27 protein-coding genes are annotated in these 22,507 nt (G+C 65.1%); 11 read left to right on the forward strand and 16 right to left on the reverse strand.

Going from position 1 to position 22,507, the window contains the following annotated elements; genetic code table 11:
- The 4 genes from ASC89_RS02915 (at position 1) to ASC89_RS02930 (ending at position 4,355) form a co-directional block, all read left to right on the forward strand.
- Positions 1–1,098, forward strand: coding sequence for an ABC transporter ATP-binding protein (locus ASC89_RS02915; protein WP_055874047.1), 1,098 nt, complete (start codon positions 1–3; stop codon positions 1,096–1,098).
- Positions 1,099–1,385: 287 nt separating this feature from the next.
- Positions 1,386–2,633, forward strand: a complete 1,248-nt coding sequence (locus tag ASC89_RS02920) for an ABC transporter substrate-binding protein (RefSeq protein ID WP_055874044.1) — start codon at positions 1,386–1,388, stop codon at positions 2,631–2,633.
- Positions 2,634–2,863: 230 nt separating this feature from the next.
- Positions 2,864–3,331: a VOC family protein gene (locus tag ASC89_RS02925; protein ID WP_055874041.1), complete on the forward strand. Its 468-nt coding sequence runs from the start codon at positions 2,864–2,866 to the stop codon at positions 3,329–3,331.
- A gap of 127 nt (positions 3,332–3,458) precedes the next feature.
- Entirely contained in the window at positions 3,459–4,355 is an 897-nt protein-coding gene (locus tag ASC89_RS02930; protein WP_055875919.1) for an NAD(P)-dependent oxidoreductase, read from the forward strand.
- A gap of 290 nt (positions 4,356–4,645) precedes the next feature.
- On the opposite strand, the gene ASC89_RS02935 is transcribed toward ASC89_RS02930, so the two are convergent.
- Positions 4,646–5,308, reverse strand: coding sequence for a glutathione S-transferase family protein (locus tag ASC89_RS02935; protein WP_055875916.1), 663 nt, complete (start codon positions 5,306–5,308; stop codon positions 4,646–4,648).
- Positions 5,309–5,455: 147 nt separating this feature from the next.
- Between ASC89_RS02935 and ASC89_RS02940 the strand changes: the two genes are divergently transcribed.
- The 3 genes from ASC89_RS02940 to ASC89_RS02950 all read left to right on the forward strand — a co-directional run bounded on the left by ASC89_RS02940 (position 5,456) and on the right by ASC89_RS02950 (position 7,370).
- Positions 5,456–6,352 carry a LysR substrate-binding domain-containing protein gene (locus ASC89_RS02940; protein WP_200940403.1) on the forward strand — a complete coding sequence of 299 codons (897 nt, stop codon included), beginning with the start codon at positions 5,456–5,458 and terminating at the stop codon, positions 6,350–6,352.
- A gap of 103 nt (positions 6,353–6,455) precedes the next feature.
- Positions 6,456–6,860 (forward strand): GFA family protein, encoded by a 405-nt coding sequence (locus tag ASC89_RS02945; RefSeq protein WP_055994427.1) that lies wholly within the window; start codon positions 6,456–6,458, stop codon positions 6,858–6,860.
- A gap of 108 nt (positions 6,861–6,968) precedes the next feature.
- Positions 6,969–7,370: a helix-turn-helix domain-containing protein gene (locus ASC89_RS02950; protein ID WP_055994430.1), complete on the forward strand. Its 402-nt coding sequence runs from the start codon at positions 6,969–6,971 to the stop codon at positions 7,368–7,370.
- Here the strand turns inward: ASC89_RS02950 and ASC89_RS02955 are convergent.
- The 3 genes from ASC89_RS02955 to ASC89_RS02965 all read right to left on the reverse strand — a co-directional run bounded on the left by ASC89_RS02955 (position 7,324) and on the right by ASC89_RS02965 (position 9,550).
- Positions 7,324–7,836 carry a GNAT family N-acetyltransferase gene (locus tag ASC89_RS02955; RefSeq protein ID WP_055994433.1) on the reverse strand — a complete coding sequence of 171 codons (513 nt, stop codon included), beginning with the start codon at positions 7,834–7,836 and terminating at the stop codon, positions 7,324–7,326. The genes ASC89_RS02950 and ASC89_RS02955 overlap by 47 nt on opposite strands.
- 80 nt (positions 7,837–7,916) lie before the next feature.
- Complete coding sequence (locus ASC89_RS02960) at positions 7,917–8,432, reverse strand: hypothetical protein (RefSeq protein WP_055994435.1); 516 nt, start codon at positions 8,430–8,432, stop codon at positions 7,917–7,919.
- Positions 8,433–8,581: 149 nt separating this feature from the next.
- Positions 8,582–9,550 carry a glycosyltransferase gene (locus ASC89_RS02965; RefSeq protein ID WP_055994437.1) on the reverse strand — a complete coding sequence of 323 codons (969 nt, stop codon included), beginning with the start codon at positions 9,548–9,550 and terminating at the stop codon, positions 8,582–8,584.
- 166 nt (positions 9,551–9,716) lie between these two features.
- Here ASC89_RS02965 and ASC89_RS02970 point away from each other — a divergent pair, with 166 nt between their 5' ends.
- Positions 9,717–10,547 carry a GH25 family lysozyme gene (locus tag ASC89_RS02970; RefSeq protein ID WP_055874025.1) on the forward strand — a complete coding sequence of 277 codons (831 nt, stop codon included), beginning with the start codon at positions 9,717–9,719 and terminating at the stop codon, positions 10,545–10,547.
- Between the two features lie 366 nt (positions 10,548–10,913).
- On the opposite strand, the gene ASC89_RS02975 is transcribed toward ASC89_RS02970, so the two are convergent.
- Positions 10,914–11,558: a MarC family protein gene (locus ASC89_RS02975; RefSeq protein ID WP_055994440.1), complete on the reverse strand. Its 645-nt coding sequence runs from the start codon at positions 11,556–11,558 to the stop codon at positions 10,914–10,916.
- Positions 11,559–11,672: 114 nt separating this feature from the next.
- Here ASC89_RS02975 and ASC89_RS02980 point away from each other — a divergent pair, with 114 nt between their 5' ends.
- On the forward strand, positions 11,673–12,368 hold the full coding sequence (locus ASC89_RS02980; protein ID WP_055994443.1) for a DUF930 domain-containing protein: 696 nt from the start codon (positions 11,673–11,675) through the stop codon (positions 12,366–12,368).
- On the opposite strand, the gene ASC89_RS02985 is transcribed toward ASC89_RS02980, so the two are convergent.
- The 5 genes from ASC89_RS02985 to rsmI all read right to left on the reverse strand — a co-directional run bounded on the left by ASC89_RS02985 (position 12,369) and on the right by rsmI (position 15,990).
- Positions 12,369–13,298 carry a serine hydrolase gene (locus ASC89_RS02985; RefSeq protein WP_055994446.1) on the reverse strand — a complete coding sequence of 310 codons (930 nt, stop codon included), beginning with the start codon at positions 13,296–13,298 and terminating at the stop codon, positions 12,369–12,371.
- A gap of 5 nt (positions 13,299–13,303) precedes the next feature.
- A complete protein-coding gene (gene gshB, locus ASC89_RS02990; RefSeq protein WP_055994448.1) occupies positions 13,304–14,248 on the reverse strand; it encodes a glutathione synthase in 945 nt (314 codons plus the stop codon).
- Between the two features lie 142 nt (positions 14,249–14,390).
- On the reverse strand, positions 14,391–14,756 hold the full coding sequence (locus ASC89_RS02995) for a YraN family protein (protein WP_055994451.1): 366 nt from the start codon (positions 14,754–14,756) through the stop codon (positions 14,391–14,393).
- Entirely contained in the window at positions 14,746–15,105 is a 360-nt protein-coding gene (locus ASC89_RS03000) for a hypothetical protein (RefSeq protein WP_055994454.1), read from the reverse strand. Before ASC89_RS03000 ends, ASC89_RS02995 begins: the two co-directional genes overlap by 11 nt.
- Complete coding sequence (gene rsmI, locus ASC89_RS03005) at positions 15,106–15,990, reverse strand: 16S rRNA (cytidine(1402)-2'-O)-methyltransferase (protein WP_082533143.1); 885 nt, start codon at positions 15,988–15,990, stop codon at positions 15,106–15,108.
- A gap of 124 nt (positions 15,991–16,114) precedes the next feature.
- Here rsmI and ASC89_RS03010 point away from each other — a divergent pair, with 124 nt between their 5' ends.
- Complete coding sequence (locus ASC89_RS03010; RefSeq protein ID WP_162247894.1) at positions 16,115–17,320, forward strand: penicillin-binding protein activator; 1,206 nt, start codon at positions 16,115–16,117, stop codon at positions 17,318–17,320.
- A 151-nt stretch (positions 17,321–17,471) separates the two neighbouring features.
- Here ASC89_RS03010 and ASC89_RS03015 read toward each other — a convergent pair whose 3' ends face one another.
- The 3 genes from ASC89_RS03015 to ASC89_RS03025 form a co-directional block, all read right to left on the reverse strand.
- Positions 17,472–17,987, reverse strand: a complete 516-nt coding sequence (locus ASC89_RS03015) for a hypothetical protein (protein ID WP_055994460.1) — start codon at positions 17,985–17,987, stop codon at positions 17,472–17,474.
- A gap of 113 nt (positions 17,988–18,100) precedes the next feature.
- Complete coding sequence (locus tag ASC89_RS03020; protein WP_055875912.1) at positions 18,101–18,712, reverse strand: HD family hydrolase; 612 nt, start codon at positions 18,710–18,712, stop codon at positions 18,101–18,103.
- Between the two features lie 168 nt (positions 18,713–18,880).
- Positions 18,881–19,699: a folate-binding protein YgfZ gene (locus tag ASC89_RS03025; protein WP_055994463.1), complete on the reverse strand. Its 819-nt coding sequence runs from the start codon at positions 19,697–19,699 to the stop codon at positions 18,881–18,883.
- A gap of 45 nt (positions 19,700–19,744) precedes the next feature.
- On the opposite strand from ASC89_RS03025, the gene ASC89_RS03030 reads away from it, so the two are divergent.
- Positions 19,745–21,067: a dihydroorotase gene (locus tag ASC89_RS03030; RefSeq protein ID WP_055994466.1), complete on the forward strand. Its 1,323-nt coding sequence runs from the start codon at positions 19,745–19,747 to the stop codon at positions 21,065–21,067.
- 165 nt (positions 21,068–21,232) lie between these two features.
- Here the strand turns inward: ASC89_RS03030 and ASC89_RS03035 are convergent, their stop codons facing one another.
- From ASC89_RS03035 to ASC89_RS03045, 3 genes are all read right to left on the reverse strand, one after another.
- Entirely contained in the window at positions 21,233–21,514 is a 282-nt protein-coding gene (locus tag ASC89_RS03035; RefSeq protein ID WP_055873989.1) for a hypothetical protein, read from the reverse strand.
- Positions 21,515–21,671: 157 nt separating this feature from the next.
- Complete coding sequence (locus ASC89_RS03040; RefSeq protein WP_055873986.1) at positions 21,672–22,043, reverse strand: TIGR02301 family protein; 372 nt, start codon at positions 22,041–22,043, stop codon at positions 21,672–21,674.
- Positions 22,044–22,075: 32 nt separating this feature from the next.
- Entirely contained in the window at positions 22,076–22,480 is a 405-nt protein-coding gene (locus ASC89_RS03045) for an NUDIX hydrolase (RefSeq protein ID WP_055873983.1), read from the reverse strand.
- Between the last annotated feature and the right edge of the window lie 27 nt (positions 22,481–22,507).

A 22,507-nucleotide genomic window follows, 5' to 3' on the forward strand; every position in this document is an offset into this window, starting at 1 on the left:
ATGCCACGGGTCATCTTCGAAGACATCATCAAGAGCTACGGAAAGCTGACGGTTCTCAAGAACCTTGATCTGGCCATCGACGACGGCGAGTTCCTCGTGCTGCTCGGCCCCTCGGGTTGCGGCAAGACCACCCTGCTCAATCTGCTGGCTGGGCTGCTCGACGTCACTGCGGGCCGGATTACCATCGGCGACCGCGACGTCACCGACCTCGACCCCAAGGACCGTGGTCTCGCCATGGTCTTCCAGTCCTACGCGCTCTATCCCACCAAGACCGTGCGCGGAAACTTGAAGTTTGGTTTGGCTGCTCACAAGCTGCCGGCTGCCGAGATCGAGCAACGCATCGCCTGGGCCGCCCGCTTGTTACAGATCGAGCCGCTGCTCGATCGCAAGCCGGCCCAACTCTCGGGCGGCCAGCGCCAGCGCGTCGCCATCGGCCGGGCGCTGGTCAAGAAGGTCGGCGTGTTCCTCTTCGACGAACCGCTCTCCAATCTTGATGCCAAGCTGCGCACCGAGATGCGGCTCGAGATCAAAAAGCTCCATGACGAGCTCAGGTCGACCATCGTCTACGTGACGCACGACCAGATCGAGGCCATGACCATGGCGACGCGCATCGCCGTCATGGATGCCGGCGTCATCCAGCAGTTCGGAACGCCCGACGAGATCTACGGCAGCCCGGCAAATCTGTTCGTCGCCGGCTTCATCGGCTCCCCCGCCATGAATCTGCGCCCCGCCACCCTTTCGGTGGCCGGCGGCAAGGTTGCCGCGCGTGCCGCCGGCGTCGACCTCGACGTCAGCCACTATGGTTTTCTCACCTCGCCGCGCGATGGCCAGAGCGTCGTCATCGGCTTGCGCCCGGAACATTTCGGCGAGCCCGACGCGGCCGTGACCGATCCTGCTGGAAATTTCTCGCTCCCCGTCCAGCACAGCGAAAAAACCGGCAGCGACGCCACCGCCTATCTCAAATTCGGCGATGGCCTGATCGCCACCCGTGTCGACCCCGAACAGATCGGCCGCTTCAAGCAGGGCGATACGGTCAACATTTCCTTCCCGCAGGGGAAGCTGCACGTCTTCGACGCCCAGAGCGGGCGCCGACTCTAGGTCGAGCATCGCACCCCGATCTTGCTGAGGGTGGCGGTGATCGATGCGGCGACCCCGCCGAAGGTAATGGGACGCCAATGCCCGGGCTCACCGGCCCGGCCTACCCAGGTTCTCCCGGGTAACGGGCGGACCGCACGCGAGCCTTGGAGGAAGGGGAGCCGTGTCAGCGGCCGTTCTGATGAAGGGCTTGGGCGTGACCGATGGCCGGATCTTCCGGCAGGCCCTGCCGCAAGACAGGGACGTGAAACGTCGACTCGCCGAAGGCGAGCCAAAAGGGAGAGACACGAATGCATATGAAATCATTGGCGACCATGGCGGCCACACTGCTGCTCAGCGCCGCGCCGCTCGCTGCGACCGCCGAAGAATTGATCGTCTATCACGGCTGGTCGTCCAAGGCCGAAGTCGCGGCCCTCAACATCCTCCAGGCTGCCCTTAACGAAAAGGGTCACACCTGGAAGGATCTGGCGATTCCGCACAACTCCGGCGTCAACGTCTCCATCGTCAACATGGTGACTGGTGGCGATCCGCCGAACGCCTTCGTCACCTCCGATCCGCATATCTTCCGCGACCTTGCCGGTCTCGGCCTCGAGCGTGACCTGACCGACTACTACAAGGAAATCGGCGCGGCCGACAATTTCTTCCCGATCGTGCAGGAACTCTCCACGGTCGACGGCAAGATGGTGAAGGTGCCGCTCTTCCTCCACATCGACGGCATGGTCTACTGGAACATGGACGTCGCCAAAAAAGCCGGTGTCGATCCGACAGCCTGGAAGAGCGTCGACGACATGATCGCCGACTTCCCCAAAGTCAAAGCCGCTGGCTTCGTGCCTGCCGCCGTCGGTGGGCAAGCCTTCCAGGTCGGATATCTGTTCCATGCCATGGTCGCTGCCATAGCCGGGCCGGACATCTACGACCGCATCTACTCGGAAACCCCCGACCCGACCGCCTTCGATACGCCCGAAGTGCGCAAGGCCATCGAAGTCGTACGGGCCTTCTCCAACGAAGCCACCCCCGAAAGCGAGAATCGTCCCTGGAACGAGACCACCAATACGGTGATCGCCGGCCAAGCCCTGTTCCACATCATGGGCGACTGGATGAAGGGCGAATGGCTCGCCGCCGGCAAGGTCCCGGGGGTCGACTTCGGCTGTGAAGTCATTCCCGGCGCGCTCGCCGTTCCGGTGACCTCCGACGCCATGGGCATCCTCGGCGGCCAGCCGCCGGAAAAGGACAAGGCCGAACTCGACCTCGTCGCTGCCTTCGTCGACCCGATCGTCTCGGCCAAGGCCAATCAGCAGAAGGGTTCGACCAGCCCGCGTGCCGACGCTCCGACCGAGTTCCGCGATGCTTGCAACCAGGTGGCCATGGACGCCATGAACAAGCCAGACGGCGCAGTGAAGAACCCCTTCAACGTCATCACCGGCGACTGGAACAACGGCATCTGGACGGCAATGTACAACTTCTGGAGTGACAAGAATCAGACGACGGACGATGCCGTCGCTGCCCTCAAGGACGCCTACGACCTGACGTTCAACTGACCGTGGGGGCCGGCGGGGAGAACTCCCAACTCCCTGCCGGTCCTCCCTGTTTCGACCGGCGCTCCGGCGCCCCAAGGTCCGCCGGGCAGCGCGACATCGTCGCGTTCCTCGGCGGATAGGGCACCATCAACGTCAACAGCTGGGCCCCCGGCAGCCGGCGCTTCGCCTATGTGGCCTACCCGATGCGTAAGGCGGCCTGAGCCTCGCGCCCCCAAGATTTGGAGAACAACGTGCAGCCTTTCACCAGCCTCGGTCACTTCAACCTCAAGACCAACGATCTTCAGGCCTCGATCGACTTCTATGCCAAACTCGGCTTTCCCGAATTCCTGCGCCTGACCCAAGCCGACGGCCGCACCTGGATCGTCTACCTGCGCATCACCGATGAGCTCTATATCGAGCTGCTGCCGGGGGGCACCGGCCGCGCCGGTGACCAGCAGGCCGCCGGCCTCAATCACCTCTGCCTGACCACGACGAACATCGAGGACACCGCCGCGCACCTGGCGAGCGTCGGCATTGCTCTCGTTTCGCCGCTTGATCCCACCAGACGCGGTGTGGACGGCAATCGCGGCATGTGGATTGTCGATCCCGACGGCAATCGGATCGAAATCATGGAGATGGCTCCCAGCTGCGATCAGTATGCTGCGATCAACACCTTCCGCGACACGGGCCGGGCCACCACGCTGTCCCGTCCCATCTAGGGCATTTCACCGCTGAAAGCGCTCTAGCAACAGGTTTGGCCGCGGCGTTGCTGGAAGACTACATCATCGTCCGAGTGGGAAGGCCGATCAGCCGATGACCCGCGGGCTGCAGCTGCAAGGAAACCAAGTGAGCAAACGCATAGTATTCACCGGCGGCAGTGGGAAGGCCGGGCGGCATGCCGTTGCCTATCTTCTTGCCCAGGGTCACAGCGTCTTCAACCTGGACCTCAAGCCGCTCGACATCGAGGGCGTCAACACGCTCAACGCCGATCTCACGGACAGCGGCCAGGTGTTCAACGCGCTTTCGATGCATTTCGACTTCGATGGCTTCAGGACCGGAAGGGGGCCAGCCCCGGTCGATGCCGTCGTACACTTCGGTGCCGTTCCCCGTGTGCTCCTGCAGCCCGACAACGAGACGTTCAAGACCAATGTCGTTTCGACGTACAATGTGATCGAGGCTGCGACCAAGCTCGGGATCAGGAAGATCGTCATCGCTTCAAGCGAGACCACCTATGGCGTATGCTTTGCAGAAGGCGACCGGGACTACCACTCGTTCCCGCTCGAGGAAGACTACGACATCGACCCGATGGACAGCTATGGCCTTTCCAAGCTGGTCAACGAGAAGACCGCGCGCGCCTTTGCCGCGCGCACCGGCGCCGACATCTACGCCCTGCGCATCGGCAACGTGATGTCGCCAGAGGACTACGCGAACTTCCCCGGTTATCTCGCCAATCCACCATCGCGCAAACGCAATGCCTGGAGCTATATCGACGCGCGCGACCTCGGCCAGATCGTCGATCTCTGCATTGGCAAGGATGGGCTGGGGTTTCAGGTCTTCAACGCGGTCAATGACGAGATCGTCGCCAACGAGCCGACCGAGACCATATTGCGCAAATACGCGCCGAACACGCCGATCACACGCCCGATGGGCGAGCGCGAAGCCCCCCTCTCGAACCGCAAAATCCGCACCATTCTCGGGTTCAAGGAACAGCACAACTGGCGCAAGTATCTCCCAAGTGCCTGAACCGCCCAGGTGCCAGATCACCAGGCGGTCCTGCCCTCATGGGAGACGCCAGCGGCTGGGCGGGCTAGCGGCGCCCTGACGCACACTCAAGCCAGTATTGTAATCTGCCTAGAGTGGCGTCGACCGACTATCAGTACGCAGCGCTTGCCATGGACGTCTGTCTGCGGTCGGCGGGCTACTAGGAGGCGCTCCATTTCAGCCGGCTGTGCAGACTGGCCGCAGCAGGTTACGCTTGACCATTCCCTCCCTCGCGACCTGCTCAGCAGGAGGTCTGCTATCGCTGGAAGGTTTCACACCTCGGCCGGCAGCGAGAGACCTTCGCGCGCCATGGCTCGCTGCACCGCGGGCCGCTGCAGCGTCAGCTGTGCATGCCTGGTCCAGGCCGGATAGCGAGCTCGCATCGAAAGGCCGATCGAGCTGCCCCACCGATACAGCACCAGCAAAAACGGATCGACGATCGAGAAGCGCTCCCCGACACTCCACGTGGGGGTGTCGGCAAGGGCCCGTTCGATGTCCTGATTGGCAGCCTCGACGATCCGGTTTCCCTGCGCCCCCAGCGCTGCGGCATGCCGGGGATCCGGGTCGAACCGCTCCGGCCGCCAGATCAGCCCATAGCCAACGCTGTGCACCCAGCCGCTGAGCCAGGCCAGCCACTCGGTGATGCGCGCCTCGAGCAGTGGATCCCCCGCCTGGCCAAGTGCGTGCTCCGGGTAGCGGCTCGCCAGGTAGCGAAGGATCGCCGGGAGCTCGGTGAGGATCCTCGCTTCGCCGGGGATGCGCAGCGCCGGGACGCGGCCCTTGGGATTGATCGAGAGGTATGGCTCGCGCTGCGTGTCGCGGTCGGCGACCGATACCGCGAACAGTTCGAACTCGGCTCCCACCTGTTCGAGAATGATATGGACGGCCATCGAGCAGGCGCCCGGGGAGTAGAACAGCTGGTACATTGTTTGCATGCCTTCGCGCCCCTGGGGCCGCTTGCGTTCGATCTCCAGCCAAGGGTCGATGAACCCGCCTCCAAGCTCAAACCATTGTTTTGCCACCGCAGCCATTAGTGATACTAATGGCCGATGGTCGGAAAGCGGCTTCCCAGCATTCAGACGATGCGTGCCCTCGAAGCCGCGGTGCGGCTCCGCTGTTTCACCACGGCCGCTACCGAACTCGCCTTGTCCCAGGGGGCGGTGAGCCAGCATATCCGGGCACTGGAACAGCGCCTGGGGCACCCACTGTTCGTCCGCACGGCAACAGGTGTTGAACCAAACGCCATATCGCAGGCGCTGGCGTTGCAGATACGACAGGGCCTGACCCTGCTCGACCGGGCTTTCGACCAGATGCCGCGGCGAACCGACCATGGCAGCGCGGCAGAGAGGCGCGAGCGGCTGGTCATCAGCACCCTCCCGGCTTTCGCCGCAAGGTGGCTCATGCCGCGGCTCGACGCCTTCGCGCGCCTCCACCCCGAAATTGAGCTCGAGATCGAGACATCCGCCACGCTCGCCCGGCTGGACGCCAGTGACGGGATCGATGCCGCCATCCGCTATGGTGGCGGCGCCTGGCCGGGCATGGCTGCCGAGTATCTGATGGACGAGGTGGTGTTTCCTGTAGCGAGCCCCGACTATTGCGGCGGCAACCTGCCGGCACTGCCCGCGGATCTGGCGGACTGCGTGCTGCTGCGGCAGTCGGTCCAACCGTGGACCCCCTGGTTCCAGGCCGCCGGGCTCGATCTCGTCGAGCCGCAGGCAGGCGTGTTGTTTTCGGACACTTTGTTGGCGGCAGAGGCCGCCCTCGCCGGACGGGGGATACTCCTGGCGCGGCGCTCCATCGTCGAGGATGAACTCCGCTCAGGCCGGTTGCGCCGCCTCTGGACGCACGAGATCGTCGACGTACATGCTCACTATCTGGTCTGGCCGACCTCAAGCCGCCGCCTCGCCGCGATCGGCAAGTTGCGCACCTGGCTGCTCGATGAGGTCACCCGGTGGCTGGCTGACATTGCGTCCCGTTGAGGGGCGGGCCCAGATAGCCCCTCAGGCACGCACCTCAAGGTGCGTAATTTACAGCGCTCTCCTCCGCCAACTAGCGTGCCGCCAAGTCTTGAGGAGATGCACCATGGCGGACAAGTCGGCCACCCGAACGGCCCGCTGCGCTTGCGGGCAGTTGCGGATCGAGCTGCGCGGCGAACCGATCAGAACCTATGCCTGCGCCTGTCGGGAGTGCCAGAGGATCACCGGCTCGGCCTTCGCCTATCGCGCCATGTTTGAAGCAAGCGCCGTGGTCGCGCGGAACGGAAGCACCCTCAGCTGGCACCGCAGCGAAGGTCCAGGTCGCTGGATCGAGCATGTGAGGTGTCCCGATTGCGGTACCCTCGTCTACCAGCAGGGCGAGGCACTGGGCGACCGCATCTCGGTTTCGGCCGGCTGCTTCGGCGATCAGGCTTTCCCTGCCCCGGTCATGCTGTATTTCGCCTCGCGCAAGCACCATTGGCTGAACCTGTCCGTGCCGGTCACCGGCTGAGCGGTTCGCGCCCCTCGCCGTCGGACCGGTGCCGGGCGGTTGACTTCGGTCGACCGCCCTACCACGTCCCCCGCCACGCTTCGCACCCTACCCAGTCTGGAGTTCGCCATGCAGCGACATCCCGCCGATTCCTGCGGCTTCGGCACCGCCCTCAACGCGATCGGCGGTAAATGGAAAACTGCCATTCTGTGGGAAATCAACGAGCAGCCCCGGCGTTTCGGCGAGTTGCGCCGCGGCATAGCCGGCATCAGCGAAAAGGTTCTCAACGCCCAGCTGACCGAAATGGTCGCCGACGGGCTGATCCTCCGCACGGAACACCACGGTAGCGCGGTCAAGCACGTCGAGTATGTGGTGACACCCTGGGGCAGGAGCCTCAACGAAGCCGTGGGCGTCATGTCCCGCTGGGGCAAGGCCCAGGAACACCGCATGCTTGCCCTCGGCGAGATCGGGCAAGGCGACGACCTCAGCCGGCGTTTGGCCGGTCCAGCACATAGCGCCGCTGCTGGATAAGCTCACCACGCGAGTGCGACATCAGTTCGACTGCATCCAGCGGTTCGAAGCCCAGTTTGAGCAGCACCCTGGCCGATGCGGGGTTGTCGGCTGCGTGCCCGGCCCGCAGCTGCCTGAGCCCGACCTCGGCAAAGGCGAAGCGAACCACTGCTGATGCCGCCTCGCTTGCAAACCCGCGGCCCCAGACGCGTCGGTCGAACCAGTAGCCGAGTTTGCCCTCTGCGTCGCTGATGCCGTCGATATCGACGAGGCCGACGAACCGCGCCTCGTGTTCGACGACAAAGCGATAGGCCTCCCCGGCTGCCCATTGGCGCGGGTGATCGGCGAACCAGTCGCTGAGCGCCCGCGAATCCGGCGGGTAGGTCGCCTTGCTCAGCATGCGCGCCACCTCCCATTCGGAGCGGATCTCGAAGGCCCGCTCGGCATCGCCGGCGCTGCTCGGCCTCAGAACCAGACGCGGGGTCATTTCGGCTGAAGTGCTCCCCCGTTACCGGCGAATCTCACCTCGGCAACGACGTTACCGTTCGAGACGCGGCAGGCAATTCACTACCGCTGGAAAGGCACGGTCGTCGTCAGCGTTTGTCCGGATCGATTGAGTTCGACCGAGAAGTCGACGGTAATCTGCTTGCCGCTGAGTTCGAGGACCGAGTTGATCTGGATGGGCGTGCCGACCCGGTCGCTCTGCTTCTCACTCAGTTTGAAGGTGATGCTGTTGCCTTGCTTGGCCCCCACCGCGGCGGCCGAGAGGCCAACGTTGGAGCGCATCGTCGCTTCGTAGCGGTTCGCCTTGTCGTTGAAAAAGATCGTACCCGATACGGACAGGTTCATGTTCACCAGGCTGCAGCGCCCGGCGTAGTTGATCTTGATCAGTCTGCCCTGGGTCACTTTCAGGCGGCAAGTAAAGGCCTCGGGCTGGTCTCCGCCACGCAGAACGCTGCTGCCGCTCCAGTTTCCGATATACGAGCGTAGCAGGGCAGTTTCGGCCTCTCCGGCGTGGCTTGGAGCCGCGAACAGCACGGACATGGCGACCGCCGCCAGAAGCAGTTTCAAAATAAAGCGCATCGCGACCCCCTCACAATGTCGAATATCTAGCGCTGGCGGGCGCCGTAATACAACAACTATGCCGGAGCGGAAACGGGTGGCCCGGATACGCGAAAGCCCACCACCCCGCAACCGAGGTGCCGCTTGCCAGTCAGCCAAGGGCCATCAGCCTACATTCGAACGTGGTTTCTGATCAGCCCCGGGGCGACGTAAGCGACGATCTCCGAGCCGTAGATCACCAACGCAAAACCGGCGCCAAAAGCGAACGAGCCGATCGCCGTCAGTGGGTCGAGCCCCAGCGGACGAGCCCGCGACAGCACCGTCGTTCCCGTCTTGCCGATGCTGCGCAGTAGCCGGACGGCGCCGCCGAGCGGGCTGGCGTGCAGCCAGCCCAGAGGGCGCCGGCGTCGCCAGTAGACATTGTCGTGGCCCTGGCAGACAGCGCGGAAGAAGGCGTGTCGCAGGCCGTCGGGCGCCGGATGACTGACCGCGGCCTCGGCGGCTCGCCAGATCGGTACTCCGTCAGCCCTGAGGCGCCGCGCCAGTTCGACGCATTGCCCGCGATAGCTGTCGGCGCGATCGAAGCCGTAGCGCTCGAGCAGCCCGCGCTTGAAGGCGACGTTGTTGGCGTAGAAATGGCCAGCCGGATTGACGCCGCTGCGCTTGGGGTTGGGCTCGAAAAACCAGAAGCCCGAGAACAGGCGATCGAGCAGGTGTTCCGCGGCGAGGTAGGTGTGGCCGCCGACCACCTGCACCTCTGCCCGGTCCATCGCGTCGAGCAGGTGGCCGAGCCAGCCGGCATCCGGGATCACGTCGCTGTCGAGGAAGATGACCGTTTCAGCGTCGCTCGATGCGGCGCCAAGAGTCTTCTGCTCATAATAATGCAGCCCGCGAGCGGCGATGTACCGGATCTCTCCCGGCCAGTTGGTCGGATCGAGCTCGTCATCGACGCACGAGCGGGGCACGGCGACGTCGATTTCATCCGGGTCATAGGCGATCAGCAGGTCGAAGCGCGTGTTGTGCGAGCGGGCATAGGCCTGCGCCTGCTTACCGAGCGTCGACAGCATCCGGCGCGCCCGCGCGGCGTCGGCCAGCAGCGCGTTCTCCCACTCGACCACGATGGCGACACTTGCCGGCAATTCTGGCCCCCGACCGATTGCTGCGCGAAGCTATCCAATCGGCCGGCTCGAATCCAGCCCCCGCGTTAACCATGCTGGAATAACAAAGGGTTAGCGCAAGGTTTCGTTAAGCGCGCCATGTTGATTCAAAGGCTTCAGAACTCCGTCCGAAAGCCAGACGTCCAGCATGTTTGCCGCGCCCGCCTTCCCGTTTGCCAAAACCCTGCTGCTGGTCGGGCTGACCCTGCTGCTTGCCGCTTGCGGGCGCTCGCCCACGCATGACTATCGCGGCATCCCCGGCGACAATGACCCGCATGACGGGGTGCGCCGGGCCTGGGGTCTGCCGATCCAGGGGCTCGACGTGGCGCGCTACCAGGGCCGTATCGATTTCAACGCGGCGCGCGGTGGCGGCGTGCACTTCGTCTACATCAAATCGACCGAGGGCAAGGACTACATCGACCCCAATTTCTATGATAACTGGCGTGGCGCGCAGGCGGCCGGCATGGCGCGTGGCGCCTACCATTTCATGACCTGGTGCAGCCTCGCCTCGCAGCAGGCCGCCTGGTTCAAGCGCATGGTGCCCAACGATCCCGACGCGCTGCCGCCGGTGCTCGATCTCGAATGGAACAACCAGTCGAGCTGCAAGAACAAGTTCAACCGCACCGATGTGCTGGAAAAGGTGCGGGTCATGCTGGCCGAGATGGAGCGGCACACCGGCAAGGTGCCGATCATCTATACCGACATGAATTTCTACAACGACATCCTCGCCGGTGAGCACTTCGACTCCTCGTTCTGGCTGCGCTCGACCGCCGCCGAGCCGCACACCAAGTATGGCGATCGGCCGTGGATCTTCTGGCAGTGGACGCAGACCGGCACCATGTCGGGTATTCGCACCGAGGTCGACCGCAACGCCTTTTACGGCAGCGAGGGCGATTGGGTGACGTTCCTGCTCACCGGTTGCGATCCGCGCGCCGTCGACCGGCTGGGGCCGCAAGGCCGCTGTCAGAGCCACAAGTAGTGGTGCGCCGGAGCGCTTTCAGGACAAGTTGCAGACTTTTCCGGTTCGAAAGCGCGACAAATCAAAGACTCGACCAGGGCAGTGATCTTGTCAGGATTCTGCCTTGGTTCTAGCCTCACGTAGTGATTTGCCGGAGTTGCTGCCGGCCAACAATGGAAGGGGATGCCGATGGCCAAAGGTCAGATCAGATCCAACAAGGAAGCCAAGAAGCCCAAGAAGGAAAAGCCGAAAGTGCTGGCAACGGCCGGGATGACCCCCGCCACCGCCGCACCGGCCAAGAAGAAGTAACCGGGCGACTAGCGTGAATTTGGTGAAGGCCGTGGCATCCGCCGCGGCCTTTGCTTTTCCTCGGAGAGCACGACGGCGCTAGCCGGCGAGACCCGGGATCAGACCGCTGGATTTCAGCCCGTCGAGCAGGAACTGCACCGCCAGCGCCGCGAGCAGTACGCCGACGACGCGGCTGACCACCGCAAGGCCGGTAATGCCGAGCAGCCGCTGGATCGGGATGGCGACCAGCATCACCACGTAGCAGAGCAAGAGGATTGCCAGCAGCGCCAGCACCACCACGACCCATTCGAGGTTGAAGCCGCCCGAGCCGGTGGTGAGCAGGATCACCGCGCTGATGGCGCCGGGGCCGGCGAGCAGCGGCGTCGCCAGCGGGAATACCGAAATGTCGGCGCGGCTTTGCGCTTCGTTCTCTTCCTCGGGCGTCGTGCCGGTGCCGCCGGAATGCCGGGCGAACACCATGTCGATCGAGATCAGCAGCAACAGGATGCCGCCGGCGATACGCAGCGCCGGCAGCGTGATGCCGAACAGCCGCAGCAGCACCTCGCCGAACACCGCAAAGAATAACAGGATCACTGCCGCGATGACGGTGCCGCGCAGTGCCATGGCGCGTCGCTCAGCCTGGGTGTTCTTCTGTGTCAGCGCCGCATAGACGACCAGCAGGTCCGCCGGCCCGAGGGTGGCAAAGAAGGTGGTCAGCGCAAGGAGAAACGTGTCGATCGGCATGGCCGGACAATGGCTGAGCCGGCGCCGAAAGGCGAGAGGGGTTGAGGATTTCACCCAACCGGCAACATGCTCCGCAAATCAGCCGCAAAGCCGCCCGACTGACAGGGCGCTGCCATGTCCATCACCCTAGACGATAACCCGATCGATATGCCGCCGATGCAGCGATCGGCGTGGGGCACGGCCATATCCCTTGGTTTTCACGCTGCACTGTTTGGCCTGCTGCTGCTCGGACCGAACAAGGACAAGCCAGAACCGCTGCCACCCCCGGCCATCGCCGTGGAGCTGATGACCGCGGCGCAGTTCGCCGCGCTCACCGCACCACCGCAGACGCCCCCGGCTGCCGCGCCTGCCGCACCGACGACGGCCTCGCCCGGTTCCAGCACCACGACGCCCGCGGCCAAAGCGGCCCCCGGTGGCACCATCCGCGCCACCGAGTTCTTTGCCGGCAGCCTGCTGGCCGAACCTGAAAGCGCCAAGCTGCGGGCGGCGATGACGACGCTCGATGGCAGCGAGCGGCTGGTGCAGCTGTGCAGCATCGAGGCGATCGAGCAGATCCGCCGCGCCCGACCGGAGTTCGATCCCGACACCGCCGTCGCCTATGCAATGGCCGACCTGGCGACGCGCGATGGCGCGCTGATCGCCGACGGTGGCGCCTTCCGCAGCCGGCGCGAGTGGTACGAAGTGAAGTTCAGCTGCGTCGCCACGGCGGACTACTCGGCGGTGGAGCGCTTCGAGTTCTCGGTCGGCGGCTTCATCCCGCACGACCAGTGGGAGGAACACTACCTCACTGCGGCCGAGAGCGACGAGTGATCAGGCGATATCCTCGAGCACTGCGCTGACCAGCCGGTTCAGCGTCTCGAACGGTGCGCCTGCCGCCATGCCGACCACTGCAATCCCCAGTGCCGGGCTGCGCACCGCTTTCGCCGCAGCGCCCGTCCATTCGCCGCCATGGATCAGCAGCGCCTTGCCGCTCTGCTGGCGCAGGCCGACGCCCCAGCCATAGTCGACAGAGGTGCCGTCATTGAGCTGGCCGGCGGTGGTGACGAGGTCGGCAATGCCCAGGGTGTCGCGGTTCTGCTGCTGCAGCCACTGCACAAAGCTGCCGGCGGTGGACCACAGACCCCCATCGCCGTGCGTGAGCGGCAGGCTCGCGCCAAGCAGCGGGAGTTGCGGTTGCCCGACGGGGTGGTCGGGAAAGCCGATGCCGTCGAGGCCGAGCGGCTCGAACAGCCGCGTCGCGGCGAACTGGGTGAACGGCATCTCGCCGGCGTTTGCGATGACGCGGGCGAGCAGCACATAGCCGAGGTTGGAGTAGCGATAAGCGGCGCCCGGCGATGCGGGCAGCTCGGCGAGATCGTTCAGCGCCTCGAACGCCAGCGCCTCGGTCCAGTCGCCGGCCATTCGCGCTTCCAGGTCGCCGGCAGGAGGCAGGCCGCCGATGTGATGGGCAAGCTGGCGTGGCGTGATGGTTGCTGACCACGATGGCAGGCCGCCGACATAGTCGGAGACTGGCCGGTCCGGATCGATGCGGCCATCGCGCACCAGCAGCGCCAGCGCCGCGCCGGTGACCTGCTTGGCGAGGCTGGCGCCATAGAAGCGGTCGGTCGGCGTCACCGGCTGTCCGTTAGGCCAGACGCCCGCAACGCAATCCTCGACGGCGTCGCCCGCCACCCGGGCCACCGCCACCGGCGTGCCGGGAGCAAAACCCGCTCGCTCGACCAGCGTCGCGAGCGGGGTCATCGGCGTTAGGCCCGCCGCTTCTCGATGGCGTCCCAGATCAGCACCGCGATATCGGGGCCGCCGAAGCGCTTGATCTCGCGGATGCCGGTGGGCGAGGTGACGTTAATCTCGGTGAGGTAGTCGCCGATCACATCTATGCCGACAAAGATCATGTCGCGCTCTTTCAGCGCCGGCCCGATGGTGGCGCAGATTTCACGCTCGCGTTCGGTGAGCGGCGACAGTTCCGGACGGCCGCCGACATGCATGTTGGAGCGCGCTTCGCCCTCGGCCGGAATGCGGTTGAGCCCGGCCACCGGTTCGCCATCGACGAGGATGATGCGCTTGTCGCCCTTGCGCACCGCGGGGACGTATTTCTGCACCATGAACGGCTCGCGAAAACTCTGCTCGAACAGTTCGATCAGCGAGTTGAGGTTCTGGTCGGCCTCCTGGATCAGGAACACCCCGGCGCCGCCATTGCCGTAAAGCGGCTTGACGATGATGTTGCCGTGCTCCTTGCGGAAGGCATGGATCAGCCCGCGGTCGCGCGTCACCAGCGTCGGCGGCATCAGCTCGGGGAATTCGGTGACGAGGATCTTTTCCGGCGCGTTGCGCACTGCCGCCGGCGGGTTCACCACGAAGGTTTTGGGGTGGATGCGCTCCAAGAGGTGGCTGAGCGTGATGTAGTTCATGTCGAACGGCGGATCCTGCCGCATCAGCACCACGTCGTAGCTCTGGAGGTCGACGCGGGCGAATTCACCCAGCGCGTAATGCTCGCCCTTCGGCTTGTCGAACAGGGTGATCGGCGCGACCTCGGCCGAGACCTGGTTGTCGCGCAGCGCCAGGGTCTGCGGCACGTAATAGTCGACCTTGTGCTGTCGCGCCTGCGCCTCGAGCATCAGCGCGAAGGTCGAATCCCCCTTGGGATTGATCGAAGCGATGGGGTCCATCTGCACGGCGATTTTCAAAGTCACGGTTACGCTCCGACGCTCAAACACCCACCGGGGTCATTCCCGCGAAAGCGGGAATCTCTGTTCTCCGGGCGTGTCGCACACTCCGCAAACGGGAGTTCCCGCTGCCGCGGGAATGACCTGGTGGAGAAGGAGACGGAGTGCCTCACTCGCCCTGAAAAGCGTTCTTCACATGGCGCGGCCAGGTGCCCGGCGCAAGGAAAATCACGTCGAAGCGGAGCGGCGTTTCGGCGAGGGCGGGGTGGTGCGCAACATAGTACTGCGCGGCGCGCCAAATGCGGCTGGTGTTGACCGCCTCCAGCGCCACCGACTCCTCGCTGCGGTGCTGCCGGGCCTTCACTTCGACGAAGGCGGTGGTGCCGAAGCGGCGGGCGATCAGGTCGATCTCACCCACCGGCGTCTTCACCCGCGTCGCAACGATGCGATAGCCCTTGAACCGCAGATACCACGCCGCGAGGTCTTCGCCCCGTCGACCGAACAGCTCGGCGGCAAGGCGACGCTCACTCCTCACCGAAGTCGCTCTCCGGAACGAACTCGGTCAGTATCAGTCGCTCAAAATCCTCACTCGCATCAAGCATTGGGGTGATCGCGAGGGTGATCGTATACGGAGGAAAGCCGGGTTCCGTGTCGAACTCGAATACCTCCATGGTCGTTTCGACCGCGATCTCACTGCCGTCGCCGTAAACCAACGTGGCCCGGCATCGGTATCGGCCGCCGACTTTCAGCCCTAGGCGGTCCGTGTCGATCGCTGTCAAATGGGCGCGGGGCGGGTCCCGGCGGCGGTTGAAATGTACCACCCTTCGATCGAGGTCGACGCTTGGTGCGTCCGTATATCCGACGAAGTACCTGCGTGAGGCCATTCAATCTGCTGCCTTCTTGGCAAGCGCCGCATCGTACACCTCCTTGCGCTTCAGGCCGAAGCGGGCGGTGATCTCGTCCACGGCGGCGCGCAGTGGTCCGGCGGCCAGCGCTTCGTCGAGGGCCGCCTGCCAGTCGGCGGCTTCGACCACCACCCCTTCGGCACCGCCGACGAGGATCACTGCCTCGCCCTTGGTATCGCCGGCGCCGAAATGCATCGCGAGTTCGCTGAGCGTGCCGCGCTCGACCCGCTCGAAGCGCTTGGTGAGTTCGAGCGCCACCGCGGCGGGCCGATCGCCCAACGCTTCCGCCATCGCCGCGAGGCTGTCGCCGAGGCGGCGCGGCGATTCGTAGAACACCAATGTATCGGCGCGCGCCTTCAGCGCCGCGAGCGCATTGGCCCGGGCGCCGGATTTGGCCGGCAGGAACCCGACAAAGCCGAAGGCATCGGTGGGGAGGCCCGCGCTGGCGAGCGCCGCGAGCAGCGCCGAGGCGCCGGGATTGGCGAATACCGGCAGGTTGGCCTCGCGCACCGCGCGGACCAGCGGAAAGCCGGGATCGGAGAGCAGGGGGGTGCCGGCATCGGAAATTTGCGCGATGGCGCGGCCGGCCTCGATCGAAGCGATCACCTCGCCGATGCGGGCCCGCTCATTGTGTTCGTGCAGCGATTTGCGTGGGGTGCGGATGCCGTAGTGGTCGAGCAGGGTGGCCGAGTGACGGGTATCCTCGCACAGCACCAGGTCGGCAGCCGCCAGCGTCTCGAGGGCGCGCAGCGTGATGTCCTTGAGGTTGCCGATCGGGGTGGCGACCACATAGAGCCCCGCCGCCAGCGGCGGCGCCGGAAACTCAGTCCCGGCAATGAAATAGCTCTTCTGGCGATCGTCCACGCCACCTCCAATTGTTAAGCCGAAGTTAAGCGCGGTCTTTATGAGCCGGGCCCGATTCGGTATAGACCACCCATGGAGTGGCGCCTCGCGCGCCACAGTGCGGGACTCGATAAAGGTTGGGCAAGTGAGAATTGCTGGTAGCGCGGGCGTGCTGACTGGGCTCAGGTATGTTGGGCTCGGCCTTGCCGCGGCGGCGTTGCTGTCGGCCTGCTCGGCCGGCAACTTCAACTTCGGGCCGGGTGGCGGCACCAGCGGCGGCGCGTCGCAGCCGCTCGCCACCGGCAAGACCTTCGGCAAAGGGCCGGTGCGGGTGGCGCTGTTGCTGCCGCTGTCGGGCGATCCCAACCTCGCCGGCGTCGGCACCTCGATGGCCAATGCCTCGGAACTGGCGATCAGCTTCGTCGAGACCAACCCCAATATCGGTGAGAACATCACCGTGGTGCTGAAGGATACCGGCGCCACCGCGAGCGGCGCCACGCAGGCGGCGCAGCAGGCGCTGAGCGAAGGTGCGAGCCTGATTCTCGGGCCGCTGCGCGCCGACCAGGTGACGGCGGCGGGCCAGGTGGCCAAGGCCGCCGGCGTGCCGGTGATCGGCTTCTCCAACAATTCCGGCGCCGCCTCGCCCGGTGTCTACCTGCTCAACATTCTGCCCGAGAGCGAAGTGAAGCGCTCCATGGGCTATGCCAAGAAGCTCGGCAAGAAGGCTTTTGCCGGCGTGTTCCCGACCACCGATTTCGGCCGCATCCAGGAAGGCGCCTTCCGCCAGGCGACTGCCGATCTGGGCCTCAATGCCCGCGCCGTCTACAATTTCTCCTCGGAAGAGGAAGCCCGCAACGTCGTTACCCAACTGGTGCCGATGCTGCAGGCGGGGCAGATCGATGCGTTGTTCATCCCCGACCGGGCGACGGCGCCGAGCTTTGCCAACCTCCTCAACGAGGCCGGCATCGCGCCGGGTAAGGTGCAGCTCATCGGCTCGGCCGACTGGGATGGCGACCCGTCGATCCTCAACACCACGACGCTGGCCGGGGCGATCTTCCCGGCGATCGACGACACTGGCTATAACGCGTTATTGCCCGAGTACCAGGCCAAGTTCGGCTCGGCGCCGCACAAGTTCGCCACCATCGCCTATACCGCGACCATCCTCGCCAATGCCGGCTCGCTCGCCAATGGCACGCCGAAATACGATCGGGCGCAGCTGACCCTGCCGGCCGGCTTCAACGGCCGCGACGGCGTGTTCCGCTTCCTGCCCGATGGGCGAAGCGAATACGCGCTGGTGATCAAGCAGGTGTCGATCGGCGCTGCCAGCGTCGCCGAGGGCGCCAAGCTTTAGTTCGTTCGATCCTGTCGTGCTTGCAAACAGCAGAGGCTGCAGGGCGCCTGGGCTTGGGTCGTTCACGGATGACGTGAACCACACGCTGGGATGACAGCCGGTGGGTAGGTCCAGGATCGGGCCAAACACCCCGCTCGCGACGCTCGAGCGCCTAACAGTAGACGCTGTTCTTGAGCGTCACGCAGTTGCCGTCCTCGCTGGTCGGCAGGCCATCGAGCGGGATGATCGAGATGAACGAGTCGGCTCCATCAGGCGCGCTCGCCACCCACTGGCGGCCGCTCCAGTACCACAGGAGCGCCGTTGGCGACGGCCTGGGTTCCTTGATGATCCCGGGATACTGGATGTGCGGACTGGCAAGCCCGTCGGTGGAATAGACGCCGGTCGCCGTTTCCATGACATTGACGAAGGTGCTGTGCCCGTAACCGATTTTGCGGACCACGGTTTCCCGGATCGGCTCGACGGAAACGCCCGGCTGAACATAGTAGCTCCAGCGCATCAGCCGGTCGGGGTCGAAGGCTGGCGGCCATACCTCGTTGGGCGTGCTGAGCAGCGTCTTCATCGGCTCTTCTTCCGCCACTGCCCGCGGCAGGACGTTCGGCAGCAACAGCAGCAATGCCGCCCCCAGTCCGATTGCTCCCCCAAGCATGATCGTCTTGGTCGCATCCATGGCCGTTCTCCGGTCGGTTTGTTAACCAACCATCAACCATGACGCCGGAAGGCGTGTCAAAATGGAACAGTGATTAAGGTAAATTTAACCAGGGCAATCCGCTGGACCGGCCCTCAGGGCAGCTCGGCGGCCAGCTTTTCGACGACCTCGACAAAGCGGTCATAGGCCTCGCGGGTGGGCCATGGGCGGATCAGCTTTTCGAACGGCTCGAACTCGAACACCGGGAATGTCGGCTCGCCGAAATAGCGGCGGGCCTCCTCCGCCTCGAACCCGGCAAGGTGCGTCGCCTCGAGGAAAGCCGCCTCGCGGTCGGCGCGCTTGATCTGCTTCTGCAGCGCCGCCGGTGGCGTCGCCGGCAGGGAGAAGCGCAGATAGACCGCGCCAAGCAGCCGGTTTTCCACCTCCTTGTAATTGCCGCCCATCGCCGCCTTGAACGGCGAGATGATGTCGCCCATCACATATTCGGGCGCATCATGCAGCACCGCGTAGAGCAGGGCGCGCGGCTCGGCATCGCGGTTCAGCGCGCGATAGAGCTCCAGCACCAGCACCGAATGCTGCGCCACCGAGAACGGATAGTCGCCGATGGTCTGGCCGTTCCAGCGAGCGACGCGGGCGAGGCCATGCGCGATGTCGCTCAGTTCGACATCAAGCGGCGACGGATCGAGGATATCGAGTCGCCTGCCCGACAGCATACGCTGCCACGCCCGCTCCTTGCCACGCGCCATCATCGTTCCCCGTGTTCCGAAGCAAGGGAACGTAGTGGGAACGGGGCTGATTCGCGAGTTGGATGGCTAGAGCGAGATCAGGAAAGGTTGCAGACCTTTCCGGTTCGATCTCGCGGCAAAACAAACAACTTGGAGCAGGAGTGCGATTCAACGAAACGCAATCCTGCTCTAGTCCTTGGCCGAGGTTTCGCCGAACTGATAGTTGGCCCAGGGCGGCAGGGTTACCGTCACCGGCTTGCCGTCGACGGTCACGGCAGCGGGATCGGTGATGCGGTCGAGCCGCAGAATGGCGACGGCGCGACCATCGACCACCTCGCCGATCGGGCCGGCATCACGGCCGCCTGCAACCACCGGCGTGCCGGCCGGGGCATCGATGCCAGTAACGATCACCGGACGACGCCGGGCGGTGCCGCGGTGCTTCATCCGACTCACCACTTCCTGGCCGATATAGCAGCCCTTGATGAAGTCGATGCCGTCGAGCAGGTCGAGCCCGATATCGTGGGCAAAATTCTGGTCGATGCCGAAATCCGGGCCCTCTTCCGGAATGCCGGCGCTGATCCGATGCGCCGCGAACCTGTCGTCGGCCGGCAGCCAGCCGGTCGTGGCGGTAGTCTCGGCGATGACCCGTTCGCCGAGCCCGCGCGGGTCGGCATGGACGATCCCCTCGGCCCAGCCGTCAAAGCTCCAGCCCACCGCGTGTGTTTGCCTGAGGTCGTCGATCTCTACCTGGGCGCGCAGCCGGTAGAGCTTCATCTTCTTCAAAAACGCATCGGCCACCGAGGCATCGACATCGAGCCAGAAGGCGTCCTCGGCCCAGCCGCTCAGCCCCTCGGCCTGCACCTTGCCCTGCGGCGACAGCAGCGCCCACCACACGGCGGGACCCGGTTCCGCCAGCAATCGCCCGGTCACCACGTCGAACAGCAGTTTCTGCGCCTCGGGACCGGAAAACCGGAAGGCGGCACGGGACGGACGGAGGATTGTGGGCATGGGATGGTTCCGCTACACCCGCCGAAAGGCAGGCGGACTAGAGACATGGCGCAGTACGAGACGATCTTCAAGAACGGCACGGTGGTGAACCATGACGGGGTGCACCAGACCGACATCGCGGTCAGCGACGGGCGCATCGTCGCATTGGGTGATCTGGGCGCGACGTCGGCCGGCGAAGTGGTCGACTGTACGGGCCTCCATGTCCTCCCCGGCGTCATCGATACCCAGGTGCATTTTCGCGAGCCGGGGCTGACCCATAAGGAAGATCTCGAATCCGGCTCGCTCTCGGCGGTGATGGGCGGCGTCACCGGGGTGTTCGAGATGCCCAACACCAACCCGCTGACCACCACGCGCGAAACCTTTGAGGAAAAGATCCGCCTCGGCACTCGCCGCATGCATTGCGATTTCGCCTTCTATATCGGCGGCACGCACGACAACGTGGCGCAGCTGCCCGAACTCGAGCGCCTGCCCGGCTGCGCCGGGGTGAAGGTGTTCATGGGGTCGTCCACCGGCTCGCTGCTGGTGCCCGACGATGATGGAGTCGAGGCGATCCTGAACGCGATTTCCCGCCGCGCGGCCTTCCACTCCGAGGACGAATACCGGCTGGAAGAGCGCAAACCCCTGCGCGTGCCCGGCGATCCCAGCTCGCACCCGGTGTGGCGCGATCCCGAGGCGGCGCTGCTCTCAACCCGCCGGCTGGTGGCCCTGGCGCGGAAGACCGGCAAGCGCGTCCACATCCTCCACATCTCCACGGCCGAGGAGATGGTGTTTCTGGCCGCGCACAAGGATGTGGCGAGCGTCGAAGTGACGCCGCACCACCTGACGCTGGATGAAACCGCCTACACCCGCCTCGGCACCTACGCGCAGATGAACCCACCGGTGCGCGACAAGGCGCATCGCGAGGGCATCTGGGCCGGGGTGAAGAACGGCGTCGCCGACGTGCTCGGCTCCGACCACGCGCCGCACACCCGCGAGGAAAAGGACCATCCCTACCCGCAGTCGCACTCCGGGATGACCGGCGTGCAGACGCTGGTGCCGATCATGCTCGACCATATCAATGCCGGGCGGATGAGCCTCGAACGCTTCGTCGATATGTCGAGCCACGGGCCGAACCGGCTGTTCGGCATCGCCAATAAGGGCCGGATCGCCGTGGGTTATGATGCCGACCTGACGGTGGTCGACCTGAAGCGGCGCGAAACCATCACCAACGCTTGGGTGAAAAGCCGCGCCGGCTGGACGCCTTATGATGGCGTGACCGTCACCGGCTGGCCGGTGGGGACGATCGTGCGCGGCAACAAAGTGATGTGGCAGGGCGAGCTGGTGACCCCGAGCATCGGCCAGCCGATGCGGTTTCTGGAAGCGCTTTAGGCGGACGCTCCTGCCGTCGTCATCTCGGCGCGGAGCCCACAGATGCATACGGGCGAGCCCACCCACCGAGTTTGAGGAACTTGCGGAGCGTCGTCCGTGCGCCGGCGCGACCCCGTCGGGGCGTTGGCACCATCCCCGCACCGTGGTGCCGGGCCCTCGCGAACGTCACTGCAGCGAGCGGCTGAGGCTGTATTCGCCGGCCTGGATACGGTCGGGCAGGGTGGCGATCAGCTCGGCGATCGCCGTCTCTCCATGGTGCTCGACCAGCGAGGTGATCGCGGCGAACAGCGAAGCATGCGCCAGCGCCTGCGTGGCGATGCCGTCATCCTCGGCAGTGTTCCAGGCCTCGGCGATGTACTCGAGCGCCACCTGGCGCTCTTCGCGCTCCGCCTCGGCGAGACGCTCGATGCTGCCATTGTCGCCCTTGAGGGTCTTCGAGAGTTTCATAGTCTCGGCCCTAGCACGACCCGACCGACGGCGCGCCCCATCCGTCTCCAAAAGGTTAATATGCACTCTGCAATTATTGTTAACCGGCAGCGCGCTTCAGGAAAAGTTGTGAGACTTTTCTCCCTCGAACGCGCGACAAAAACTAGGGCGCCAGGCGCTATTCGGCGTAGCGCGAATGGATATCGCGGGCGGTTTTCTCGGCTTCGACCAGCAGGCGCGACATCGCCTGCTCCGCCGACACCGTGCACACCCGGTAGAGCCGCGCATAGGCCTCGTAGCCGGAGTTGAAGGCGCCGGTCAGCCGTTGCTTGCGGTCGTCGTCCGGCTCGTCGAGCGCGATCAGGTCGGCCATTTCGCCGCGCCAGTCGGAGCTGGCGCTGGGCTTGCACAGCGGATTGAGGAAATAGAGGCTGCCGAGGATCTCGGAGAGCCGCTCCATCTCGGCCTGGTAGGGCGGATCGATGGCGCGCGCCGGCGCCGCCGCCAGCAGCAGGGCAATCAGAGCAAAGCAAAGCGGGCGGAGGCGCATGGCTTGACCTTTATGTGAAACGCCGGGCTGCCTCAACTGCGATCGAAGACCCGGAACGCGCCGGCCACCACCTCGCCGAGGTCGGGCGTCGTGTGCATGCCGCCGATCTCGTCGAGCCGCACCCAGCGCCAGGCGCTGACTTCGTCGGAGGCGACGATCTCGCCCTCGAACGCCTCGGTGGCATAGACCTGCAGCACGAAGCGTCCCTCGCTGAGCAACATCCGCTTGATCGGGTGCAGCCGCCAGACGCTGAGACCTACCTCTTCCAAGATCTCGCGCTCGGCCGCCTGCTCGGGTGTTTCGCCCGCCTCGAGCCGTCCGCCCGGCAGGCTCCACATGCCGAAATACGGCTTTCTGGCGCGCTGGATCAGCAGCACCTTGTCGCGATCGATCAGGGCGACGCTGGCGGCATTGGGAGGCTGTCGGGACTCGGGCATAACCCGATGATTGTGGTTTGTCCTCGC

The organism is Devosia sp. Root413D1, from assembly GCF_001425235.1.
GTDB lineage: Bacteria > Pseudomonadota > Alphaproteobacteria > Rhizobiales > Devosiaceae > Devosia_A.